The 12,088-nt window shown below is 73.5% G+C and carries 2 protein-coding genes; both read right to left on the bottom strand.

Annotated features, from left to right (window positions below; translation table 11 throughout):
* Positions 1 to 2,533: non-ribosomal peptide synthetase (locus PKF00_RS39465; protein WP_271222869.1), on the bottom strand; the 2,533-nt coding region annotated here is incomplete at its 3' end.
* Positions 2,530 to 12,054 (bottom strand): non-ribosomal peptide synthetase, encoded by a 9,525-nt coding sequence (locus PKF00_RS39460; protein WP_271222868.1) that lies wholly within the window; start codon positions 12,052 to 12,054, stop codon positions 2,530 to 2,532. The genes PKF00_RS39460 and PKF00_RS39465, both read right to left, overlap by 4 nt.
* Between the last annotated feature and the right edge of the window lie 34 nt (positions 12,055 to 12,088).

Below are 12,088 nucleotides of genomic sequence, written 5' to 3'. Positions count from 1 at the left end.
CGGACGTCCACCGCGCGCGATCCCCCGTCCGATACAACCGCGAACCGTCCCCGGCGAACGGATCAGCCACGAACCGCTCCGCACTCAACCCCGGCCGCCGCAGATACCCCCGCGCCAACCCCGACCCGGCGACGTACAGCTCTCCCTCGACGCCGAGGGGCGTCGGCCGCAGGGCGTCGTCCAGGATGTAGACCCTGGTGTTGGCGATGGGTCTGCCGATCGGCGGCGGGTCGCCTCCGAAGAGCGGCCCGCTCATCGACGCGCACACCGTCGACTCGGTCGGCCCGTAGGCGTTGATCATGCGGCGATTCGCGGACCAGGTCTCCACCAGGTCGCCCGCGCAGGCCTCCCCGGCCACGATCAAGGTGACGTCCGGCGGCAGGGCGTCCTGCGGGAGGACCCGCAGGACCGCCGGCGGCAGCGTGACGTGGGTGACGCCCCGCTCGCGGATCTCCTCCGTCAGGGCGGGCCCGAGCAGCCGCCGCGCCGGTGCGAGCACGACGCAGGCGCCCGACAGCAGCGCGGTCCACAGCTCGGACACCGCCGCGTCGAAGCTGGGTGAGGCGAACTGCAGGACACGACTGTCCCGGTCGATGCCGAACCCGTCGACCTGGCCCGCGACCAGGCTCGGCACCCCGGCGTGCGAGACCACGACGCCCTTCGGCAGGCCGGTGGATCCGGATGTGTAGACCACGTAGGCGGGGTGGGCGGGGAGCAGCGGCCGGACCCGGTCCGCGTCCGTCACGTCGACGCCGGAGCGGCCGGCCAGGATCTGGAGCGTCTCCTGGTCGTCCACCGCCAGCAGGGGCGGACCGTCCGGGAGCGAGGAGACCTGATCGGTCGTGGTGAGCAGCAGTCCGGGCGCCGCGTCCCGGAGCATGAAGCCGATGCGCTCGGCCGGGTAGCCGAGGTCCAGCGGCAGGTGGGCGGCGCCCGCCTTGAGCACCGCCAGCAGCGCCACCACCAGCTCGGGCGAACGCGGCAGAGCCGTGGCCACGACGTCCTCGGCCCCGATGCCGCGCTGGATCAGGTGGCGCGCCAGCCGGTTGGCGCGGGCGTTCAGCTCCGCGTAGGACAGAACGGTCTCGCCGAAGACGATCGCGGGCGCGTCGGGCGTCCTGGCCGCCTGCGCCTCGAAGAGGGCGGGGATGTGTCCGCCGGGGACCTCACGCGCGGTGGCGTTCCACTCCCCCAGCAGCCTGTCGCGCTCCGTGGGGCTCAGCAGTTCCAGGCGGCCGACCGGCTGGTCGGGGTCGGCCACCAGGGCGTCGAGCACGCGCAGGAACCGCTCCGCCACCGTCTGGGCCTGTTCCTCGGTGACGAGATCGGACCGGTGGTCCAGCCGGAACCTCAGCTCGTCTCCCGGGACGGCGACCAGGCCGAGCGCGTAGTGGCTGGCGTCCCGGCCCTCGGCGCCGGTCACCTGGAGCGCAGCGACGGGGCGGGTCAGCTCGGCGACGTCCACGGGGTAGTTCTCGAACACCATGGACGTGTCGAACAGCTCGCCCAGCCCCACCAGCTTCTGGACCTCCGGCAGTCCCAGGTGGTGGTGGGCGAGCAGCGCGGCCTGCTCCTCCTGGATCCGGGCCAGCATGCCCGCCAGCGGCTCGGCGTGCCGCAGCCGGGCGCGCAGCGGCAGCGTGTTGATGAACAGCCCGACCATGGACTCCGCGCCGTCGAGCTCCGGCGGCCGTCCCGACACGGTGATGCCGAACACCACGTCGTCCCTGCCCGTCAGGCGGCTGAGCACAACCGCCCAGGCGCCCTCGACCACGGTGTTCAGCGTCAGGCCCCGGCTTCTGGCGTGCTCGGTGAGGGCCGCGGTGCGCTCCGCGGACAGACCGAACCTGACCTGCTGTGGAATCGTGGGCGTCCGTGAGGAGTCACCGGGTGCGATCCTGGTGGGCTCCTCCAGCCCGGCCAGAGCCTCCCGCCACGCGGCGCGCGCGGCGTCGGCGTCCTGTCCGGCCAGCCAGCCCAGGTAGTCCCGGTAGGGCCGTACGCTCGGCAGGCCGCGCGGGTCCCCTCCGTCGGCGTACAGCTTCAGCAGGTCGCGCAACACCAGCGGCAGCGACCAGCCGTCCCAGAGGATGTGGTGGTTGGTCAGGACGAGCCGGTGCCGGGTGGAGCCGAGCCGCAACAGGGTGAAACGGACCAGCGGAGGCCGTCTCAGGTCGAAGCGCCGTGTCCGGTCCTCGTCCGCCGCGCGCCGCGCCGCGGACTCGGCCTCGGCTTCGGGCAGCCCGGTGAGATCGATCTCCCGCCACGGCAGCGGAACCTCTCGCATGATCACCTGCGCCGGCCGGCTGAGGCGCTCGTACCGAAGCGCCGCGCGCAGGGCGGCGTGCCGCCGCAGCAGGCCCTCCGCCGCCCGCCGCAGGACGGCGCCGTCCAGTCGCCCCTCGAGATCCAAGATCATCTGGGCCACGTAGACGTCCTGGGCGTCCTCGTCGAAGACGTTGTGGAACAGGAGCCCTTCCTGCAGCGGCGACAGGGGCAGGATGTCCTCGATCGGTGTCTGCTGTCGGCTCATGAGAACGTCTCCAAGTCCACCTGAAGAAGATCGATGTCGCTCTGGCTGAGCTGCGAGAGCGACACGTCGGAGGGGGTGAGCCCGCCCGCCGTGGGATCGGCGGCGAGCCCGGCCAGGACGCCCAGCGCGCGACGCCATGTCTCGGCGAGCTCGCAGACGTCGCCGACCAGTTCCCGTGCCCAGGTCCAGGCGGCCACGAGCTCGGGCCCGTCGGGGCCGTCCTCGACGTGCACGTTGAGTTCCACCGCGTACGGCAGCGGCATGCCGGGGTGCTGGCCCGTGCCGGGGTCCTCCCCCGTGGGGGCCCAGTCGGACGCCGCGGAGGTCGTGAACCTGCCCAGGTAGTTGAAGGCCAGTTCGGCACGTGGCAGCGCGGCGAGGAGGGGTTCCGTGCGCGGATTGAGGTAGCGCAGCAGCCCGTAGCCGATCCCGTCGTCCGGCATCTCCCGCAGCCGCTCCTTGAGCCGTTTGAGCAGCCGGCCCAGCGCGGGCCCCCCGGCCCAGGCCTGGGCCCGGTCGAACGCCCCCAGGTCGAGGCGGACCGGGCGGATGCTGGTGAACCAGCCGACGGTGCGGGACAGGTCGGCTCCGGTCACCGCCTGTTCCTCACGGCCGTGCCCCTCCACGTCCACGAGCAGGCCGCCGCGTCGGCCGCCGCGCCACTCGTCCAGCGCCAGCGCCAGTCCCGTCAGCAGGACGTCCTGGGGTCCCGCGTGGAACAGCGCGGGCACCTGGCTCAACAGCGCCTCGGTCGCCTCGGCGGACAGCCGGGTGGTCACGGTCGCGGCCACGGCGTGGGTGTCCGTCGCCGGATCCAGCGGGCGCGGCCCGAGGCGCGTCTCCACGCCCCGGCTCGCCTCGATCCACCGGCCGAGTTCGGCCTCCCTGACGGGGTCGGCGGCGGCGGCGTACAGCGACCGCGCCCAGCGCCGGTAGGAGGTCCCGACCCGTGGCAGCTCCGGCCGGGAGCCCTGCTGCGCCGCCCGTCCCGCCTCCGCGAGGTCCTCGAACAGGATCCGCCAGGACACGCCGTCCACCGCCAGGTGGTGGACGACCAGCAGCAACCGGCCCGGCTCGTGCGCTCCCCGGTCGAACCACACCGCCCGCAGCATCGTCCCCGCCTGCGGATCCAGCCCCTGCCTGGCGGCGACCGCGCGTTCGGCGATCAGCGTGCCGAGATCGGCCGCGCCGAGTCCGGCGGCGTCGACGCGGACCATGCGGGAGGCCGCCTGGACCGAGCCGGGTTCGCCCGCCTCCAGCGACCAGACGCCGTTCGCGACGGTCAGCCGCATGCGCAGCGCGTCGTGATGGTCGAGGACGGCCTGCAGCGCAGCCGCCAGCCGGTCGGCGTCCAACCCCGCGGGGACCCGGACCACGGCCGACTGGTGGAACTCGTCCACGGGGCCGCCCTGCTCCGCGAGCCACCGAACGATCGGGGTGAGCGGCACGGGGCCGGAGCCGAAGTCGGGCTCCTCCTCGATCTCGGGAGCCGCCGCGGCCAGGACCGCCAGTCCCGCGGCCGTCCTGCGTTCGAAGACGTCGCGGGCGGTGAAGGTCAGCCCGGCTCGACGGGCCCGGCTCACCAGCTGGATCGACAGGATGCTGTCCCCGCCGAGGTCGAAGAAGCCGTCGTCCGCTCCCACCCGGGGGAGCCCGAGGACCTCGGCGAACAGGGCGCAGATCTGCTCCTCGCGCGCGTTCCGCGGAGCCGTCGCGCCAGTCGTCGTCTCGTACTCCGGCGCGGGAAGCGCCCGGCGGGCCAGCTTCCCGTTGGTGGTCAGCGGCAGCGCGTCGAGGACCACGAACGCCGAGGGCACCATGTAGCCGGGCAGCCGCTCGCCCATCCAGGCGCGCAGCTCGGCGGTGGCGGGGACGGTGTCCGAACCCACGAGGTAGGCGACGATGCGCCGGTCGCCCGGCCTGTCCTCGCGGACGATCACCGCCGCCTGGCCGACGCCGGGATGCCGTGCGAGCGTCGACTCGATCTCGCCCAGTTCGATCCGGAAGCCTCGGACCTTCACCTGGTCGTCGCTGCGTCCCAGGTACTGGAGCTGGCCGTCGCGCGTCCACCGTGCCACGTCCCCCGACCGGTACATCCGCTCGCCGTCCTCGCCGAACGGGGAGGCGACGAAGCGTGTCGCCGTCAGGTCGTACCGGTTGAGGTATCCGCGCGCCAGCCCCGCCCCGGTGACGTACAGCTCGCCGGGAACGCCCACGGGGACCGGCCTCAGCCGCTCGTCGAGCACGTGGACGCCCAGGTCCGGAAGGCCGCGCCCGATCACGCTGCCGCCTTCCGGCCCGGGGTAGCGCCGGCTCATCTCCAGATAGCTGACATGGACGGTGGTCTCGGTGATGCCGTACATGTTGATCAACATCGGCGCGTCGTCGGCGTGGCGCTCGTACCAGCCCTCCAGCCGCGCCGGGTCCAGTGCCTCGCCGGCGAAGACGACGCGCCGCAGGGTGAGCGCCCGGGCCTTCTCCTCGTTCTCCGCGGCGGCGGCCATCAGCTGGTAGAACGCCGAGGGCGTCTGGCTGAGCATGGTCACCTCGTGCCGGACGAGCAGCTCGAGGAAGTCCTCGGGGGTGCGGCTGACCTGGTACGAGGTGATCACCAGGCGTCCGCCGTACAGCAGCGCGCCCCACAGCTCCCACACGGAGACGTCGAAGGCGTAGGAGTGGAAAAGCGTCCACACGTCGTCCGGCCCGAACCCGAACGACGCCTCGGCGGTGGCGAACAGCCGGACCACGTTCTCGTGGGTGACGACGACGCCCTTGGGGTTCCCGGTGGAGCCGGAGGTGTAGATCACATACGCCGCGGCGGACGGGTCGAGGGAGAGGGCCGGATCGGTGTCCGGCGACCGCTCGAGCTCCTGTTTCCCCGCCTCGTCCAGCACGAGCCGGGGGATGTCCGTCTCGGGGCCGGAGGCGTCGGTGACCAGGCACCGCGGGGCGGCGTCCTCAATCATGTAGGCGATGCGCTCGGCCGGGTAGTCCGGGTCGAGCGGAAGGTAGGCCGCGCCCGCCTTGAGCACTCCGAGCAGGGCGACGACCAGGTCCGGCGACCGGGGCAGCGCGAGCGCGACGATGTCCTCGGGACCGACTCCCCTGCCGATGAGCCAGTGGGCCACCCGGTTGGCGCGGCCGTTCAGCTCGGCGTAGGTCAGCGTGTCATCGCCCGCCACCACGGCGACGGCGTCGGGTGTCGCGGCGGCCGCCTTCTGGAACAGCGCGGCGAGAGTGCCGTCCACGGTTTCCCGTGCCGAGCCGTTCCACTCTCGCAGGATCCGCTCGCGCTCACCGGGGTCGAACAGATCGACGTCGTCCATCCGTCCGTCCGGGTCGCCGGCGATCGCCTCCATCATCCGCAGCAGTCGCCGTGCCAGCGCGGAGACCGTCTCCTCGTCGAACAGGTCGAGGCTGTACTCCAGGTCCATCTCCAGGCCGGCGGGCCTTCCGTCCGCGTCGTGGTGCTGGGTGAAGGCGAACAGCAGGTCGAACTTGGCCGTGCCGGTGCCGACGGGGTCGCCGGTGACGGTGAGCCCCGGCAGCCGGCCTGCCTCGTGCAGCACCGTCCTTGGGTCGGTGTTGTTGAACGCCAGCATCACCTGGAACAGCGGGTGCCGCGACAACGACCGCTCGGGTTTGAGCACCTCCACGAGCCGCTCGAACGGCAGGTCCTGGTGGGCGTAGGCGGTCAGGTTCGTCTCGCGCACCCGGGCCAGCAGCTCGCGGAAGGTCGGGCTCCCCGAGGTGTCGGTGCGCAGCACCAGCGTGTTGACGAAGAACCCGATCAGGTCCTCCAGCGCCTCGTCGCCGCGGTTGGCGATCGGCGTCCCCAGGGGGATGTCGGCGCCGGCCCCCAGCCGGGTCAGCAACGCCGCCAGCGCCGCCTGCACCGCCATGAAGACGCTGGCGTCGCAGTCCTTGGCCACGTCGGCGAGGCGCTCGTGCAGCGCCGCGGGCACTCTCAGCCGCAGCGTGTCGCCCCGGTGGGTGGCCGTGGCCGGACGCGGCCGGTCCAGGGGCAGCTCCAGCTGCTCCGGCAGCCCCGCCAGCTCCGCCTCCCAGAATCGCAGCTGGCGGGCGGCCAGGCTGTCGGGGTCGTCCTCCGCGCCCAGCAGTTCCCGCTGCCACAGCGTGTAGTCGGCGTACTGCGCCGCCAACGGCTCCCAGGCGGGCGGGCGGCCGAGGGAGCGTGCCGCGTAGGCGGTCATCAGGTCGCGGCCCAGCGGTTCCATCGACCAGCCGTCGCCGGCGATGTGGTGGACCAGCAGCAGCAGCACGTGCTCTCCGCCCGGCTCCCCGGCCGGGAACAGCCATCCGCGCAGCGGCAGTTCGGCCGACAGGTCGAACGGGTGCCGGGCCGCCCGCAGCAGGCGCTCCTCCAGCTCGTCCGGGGAGGTCCGGACCAGCTCCAGGTCCGGCCGCACGCCCGCCTCCAGAACCACCTGGTACGGCCCCGCGTCGTCCTCGGCGAACACGGTCCGCAGGCTCTCGTGCCGGTCGACCACGTCGCCCAGCGCGGCCCGCAGCGCCTCGACGTCGAGCCGGCCGGAGAAGGTGAGGGACAGCGGCACGTTGTAGGTGGCGTTGGGGCCTTCGATGTGGTTGAGGAACCACAGTCGGCGCTGTGCCGGCGAGACGGGGACGCGCCCGGGGCGGGGCGTCGCGGGCGTCACGGCCGGTCTCCGTCCGCCGACGGCCTCCTCCATCAGGAGGGAGACCCCGGCGACGGTCTTGGCCTCGAACAGGTCGGCGATCGACACCTCCGCGCCGAGGACCGTCCGCACGCGGCTCAGCAGGCGCACCGCCGAGAGCGAATGCCCGCCCAGGTCGAAGAAGCTGTCGTCTATCGACACCTTCGGCACGCCGAGGACGTCGCGGAACAGCCCGCAGAGGATCTCCTCCCGCGGGTTCCTCGGCCGGCGGCCCGAGCCCGCGGACGTCGCCTCGGCGGCCGGGCGGGGCTCCCCTGTCCAGGAGACGGAGTCCCCGAGCGCCGCCGTCTCGCCGACGGCACGGCCGGGATCGGTCGCGATCGCGTCCAGCACCTCGCGGAACAGCGCCTCGACGGCCGCGGCGGCCTCGCGGTCGACGGCGCCGGTCCGGTGCTCGAGCCGGAAGCGCAGGTTGTCCCCGGGGGTGGCCGCCAGGACCAGGGGGTAGTGCGTCGCGTCCCTGACCTGCGCCGCGGTGACGCGCAGCTCCCCGACGGGCCGGCCCAGCCCGGCCTCGCCCAGCGGATAGTTGTAGAAGACGGTCGTCGTGTCGAACAGCTCGCCGCCGCCGGGCAGCCCGGCCTGCCGCTGGATCTCCGCCGGGTCGAGGTACTGGTGGTCGAGCAGGCGCGACCACTCCCGCTGCGCCCGGGACAGAAGGTCGGCGAGCGACTCCTCCGGGCGCACCCGCACCCGCGCGGGCACGGTGTTGACGAACAGGCCCACCATCTCCTCGACCCTCGCCAGCCCCGGCGGGCGGCCCGACACGGTCGCCCCGAACACCACGTCGTCGCGGCCGGTCAGCCGACACAGCGTCAGCGCCCAGGCGACCTGCACCACCGTGTTGAGCGTCAGACCTGCCGAGCGCGCCCGCGCCGCCAGCGCCGACGTGGCCGCGCGGTCGAGCTCGAAGTGCAGGTGCTCCGGCCATCCGGGCTCCGCCGCGCCGTCCGGGGCGACCAGGCAGGCGGCGGGCAGGCCTGCCAGGGCCTCCCGCCAGGCCGCGCGGGCCCCCTGTCGGTCCTGCCGGGCCAGCCAGGCCAGATAGTCCCGGTACGGAGCGGCGGACGGCAGCGCTCCCCGGCCGTCGCCGGCGTGCAGGGCCAGCAGTTCGCGCACCAGCGGCGGCAGCGACCAGCCGTCCCACAGCACGTGGTGGTTGGTGATGAGGAGACGGTGACGGGCCGGTCCCAGCGTGAACAGGGTGAACCTGACCAGCGGGGCGGCGGACAGGTCGAACCGCAGGTCGCGTTCGGAGCGGACCCGCCGTTCGATCTCCTCCTCCTGCTCGGCGGCGGGCCGTCCCGACACGTCGACCTCCTGCCACGGGAGGGGGACGTCCGCCACGACGAGCTGCACCCACTCGCCCGAGGGACGCTGCCGGAACGCGGTCCGCAGGTTGGCGTGGCGCCGGAGCAGCGCCTCCGCCGCCACGCGCAGCGCACCGGGGTCGGTCGGCCCCTCCAGGTCGAGGAGAAGCTGCATGACGTAGGGGTCGGTCCCGGAGGGGGCGTACAGGCTGTGGAAGACCATCGCCTCCTGGAGCGGGGAGAGCGGTTGCACCTCCTCCAGCCCGGGGACCATGGCCGACAGGCTGTCGAACTCCGCCTGTGTGACAGGTGTCAGCACGACGTCGGCGGGGGCGGGCGCGCCCGTTTCCTGCGCGCCGGCCCCGGCCGCCACGGCCTCGGCCAGGGCGGCCGCCGTCTTGCGCTCGAAGACCTCCCCGGCCGTGATCGGCAGCCCGGCCGCGCAGGCCCGGCTCACCAGTTGCAGCGTCATGATGCTGTCGCCGCCGAGCTCGAAGAACCCGTCGTCCACGCCGACCTCGGGCAGTCCGAGCACGTCGGCGAACAGGTCGCAGAGCAGCGCCTCGCGGTCGTCTCGCGGTGCGCGGGACGCGGCCCCCCGGGCGTACTCGGGGACGGGCAGCGCCCGGCGGTCGAGCTTGCCGTTGGGGGTGAGCGGCAGCGTCTCCAGCGTGACGATCGCCGCGGGCACCATGTAGTCGGGCAGAACCCGGGCCGCGTGGCGGCGCAGCGCGTGCTGGTCCAGCACCACCCCCTCCGCGGGCACCGCGTAGGCCACCAGGCGCTTGTCCCCTGGCCGGTCCTCGCGCACGAGCACGGCGACCTGCCGGACGTCGCCGTGCCGCGCGAGCACCGATTCGATCTCGCCCGGTTCGACCCGGAAGCCGCGCAGCTTCACCTGGTCGTCGGCCCGGCCGACGAACTCCCATGATCCGTCGGCGGTCCACCGCACCAGGTCGCCCGTCCGGTACATGCGGGTGCCGGACGGGCCGAACGGGTCGGCCACGAATCGCTCGGCGGTCATCCCGCGCCGGTTCGCGTAGCCTCTGGCCACGCCGGCTCCGCTGATGTACAGCTCGCCGGTCACGCCGGGCGGCACCGGCTGCAGGCCGCTGTCCAGCACGTAGCCCCGCATGTTGTCCACGGGTCTGCCCAGGGGCGGCGCGGCGGCCGTGGTCCGGTCTATCTCTGCGGCGACGCTCCAGACCGTGGTCTCGGTGGGCCCGTACACATTGGTCAGCGACCGTGCGGACGCCAGCAGCCCGTGGGCCAGCTCGCCGGTCAGCGCCTCGCCTCCGATCAGGACCCGCACGCCGGAGAGCCCGGCGGTCCCCGCGGACAGCACCGCGCGCCACAGGCTGGGGGTGGCCTGCGCGAGTGTGATCCCGGCGTCGGCGATCAGCCGCCGCAGCGCGGGCAGGTCCCGTGTCAGCTCCGTCTCGGCGACGACGACGCTCGCGCCGCTGAGCAGCGGGACGAACAGCTCGACGCTCGACGGGTCGAACCCGAGCCGGGTCAGGGCGAGCACCCGGTCGTCGGGGCCCAGCACCAGCCGGTCGCGCATCGCGAGAAGGAAGTTCAGCACGCTGCCGTGGGAGACCACCACGCCCTTGGGGCGTCCGGTGGAGCCGGACGTGTACATCGTCCAGATCGGGGCGGCCGGGAGGATCGGGCCGCCGCGGTCGGCGTCGTCCAGATCGGAGCCGTCGAGGCGGGCGTGCTCCCGCTCGGTGTCGTCGCGGTCGAGCAGCAGGAGGGGGACGGTCCCGGTGGGCAGGTCCGAGGCGTGGGCCTCGGACGTCAGGATGAGCCGAGGCCGGGTGTCCTCCAGCATCGCCTCTGTCCTCTCCGCCGGCAGCCCCGGCTCGAGCGGCAGATAGGCCCCTCCTGTCTTGACCACCGCCAGCAGCGCCACCAGGAGTTCCTCGGTGCGCGCGAGCGCGACGCCGACGAACTGCTCGGGGCCGACTCCCCGCCTGACCAGCGCCCTCGCCAGCCGGTTGGCCCGCGCGTTCAGCTCCGCGTAGGACAGGACGCGGTCGCCGGACGACACCGCCGCGCGGTGCGGGTGCTCGGCGGCCCGCGCCTCGAACAGCTCGGCCAGGCTGCCGGGCCCGTGCTCCCGGGCGGTGTCGTTCCACTCGGTGAGGACGCGTCCGCGTTCGGCGTCCCCCAGCAGCTCGATCCGGGCCAGCGGCCGTCCGAGGTCGGCGGTGAAGCGGTCCAGGAAGGCGATGAACCGGTCGCGGTGGCCTGCCAGGTCGGCCGCCTCGTACAGTTCCGGGTTGCCGTCCAGCGCCAGCCGGACTCCACCGTGCCCGTCCGCCGTGCCGATCACGTTGAACGACAGGTCCTTGACCGGGCCGGAGGAGAGCTGGTGCACGGTGGCGGGCGTGCCGGCGAAGTCCGTCTCCCGGTCGAAGGAGATCACGTTGACCATCGGCCCGACGATGCCCGCGCCCCCGCCGGAGAGCCCGAGCTCCCGGTGGAGGTCCTCCCCCCGGTAGCGCTGGCGCGCCAGCGTCTCGCCCACCCGGCGGAACGTCAGCGCGATCAGTTCGGCCGGGGTCGTCCCGGGTTTGACCTGCAGTCTCAGCGGCAGCTCGTTGGCGGCCATCGCGGGGGTCGACAGCGCGGCCCGGCTCATCCGCGCGGACGTCGGCAGCAGCAGCGTCACGTCCTGCGTGGCGCTCGTCCGCTGCATGTAGGCCGCCACGGCGGCGATGAGAACGACCGACCACCGCGTCCGCGTCTCCCGCGCCGCGGTGAGCAGGGCTCGCGTCGACTCCGGTCGCAGCGGCACGGTCGTCCGTGGCCCCGGGGTCGCGGGCGCGGCCGACCGGCCTGCCGGGCTGGTGAACGGCGGCAGGTCGGCGAACGCCTCCAGCCAGTGCTCACGGTCCCGCGCGTGCCGCTCCGAGGCGAGGTAGGCGGCGTCCTCCTCGATGAGCCGTTCCAGCCGGCCGAACGGGGACTCGCCGCAGTCGCGGCCGGCGGCCATCGCCGTGTAGATCTCCGCCAGGCGGCCGGTGTAGAGCGTCTGCCCGAAACCGTCGAGCAGAATGTGGTGATATCGGAAATACAGCGCATGGCTGTCCGGGGCCAGCCGGAAAAGCACATGATCGAACAGCGGCCCGTCCAGCAGGTCCACCGGCGTGAGCAGGTCCTCGCGCATCCATGCCTCAGCCGCGGCCTGCGTGGCGGCGTCGGCCTCCACGACACGCAGCGGCTCACGAGAGGCCCAGACACCGTCCTCCGGCTCGACCTCCTGCCACACCCGGCCGCCGTCTTCGGCGAACCGGACCCTCAGCGCCTCGGTCTCGGCGACCGCGCGCAGCACGGCGGCGCGCAACAGCCCGACGTCGACCGGGCCGTCGATCTTGAGATATGCGCCGCAGTTGTACCGAGGACTGGCCGGATCCAGCCGCTGCGCGACCCAGACGCCGAGCTGCGCCGAGGAAAGCGGCAGGCGACCGACAGGAGGACGAGACATCCGCTACTACCCATTCTCTTCGCAGGGGACGACA

This window comes from Streptosporangium carneum (genome assembly GCF_027922005.1).
Taxonomy (GTDB): domain Bacteria; phylum Actinomycetota; class Actinomycetes; order Streptosporangiales; family Streptosporangiaceae; genus Streptosporangium; species Streptosporangium carneum.
This window is presented reverse-complemented; position numbering and strand designations above follow the sequence as displayed.

Bases quoted from the DNA above. Each gene is read 5' to 3' on its own strand.
- PKF00_RS39460 (WP_271222868.1), bottom strand. From the start codon at position 12,054: ATGTCTCGTCCTCCTGTCGGTCGCCTGCCGCTTTCCTCGGCGCAGCTC.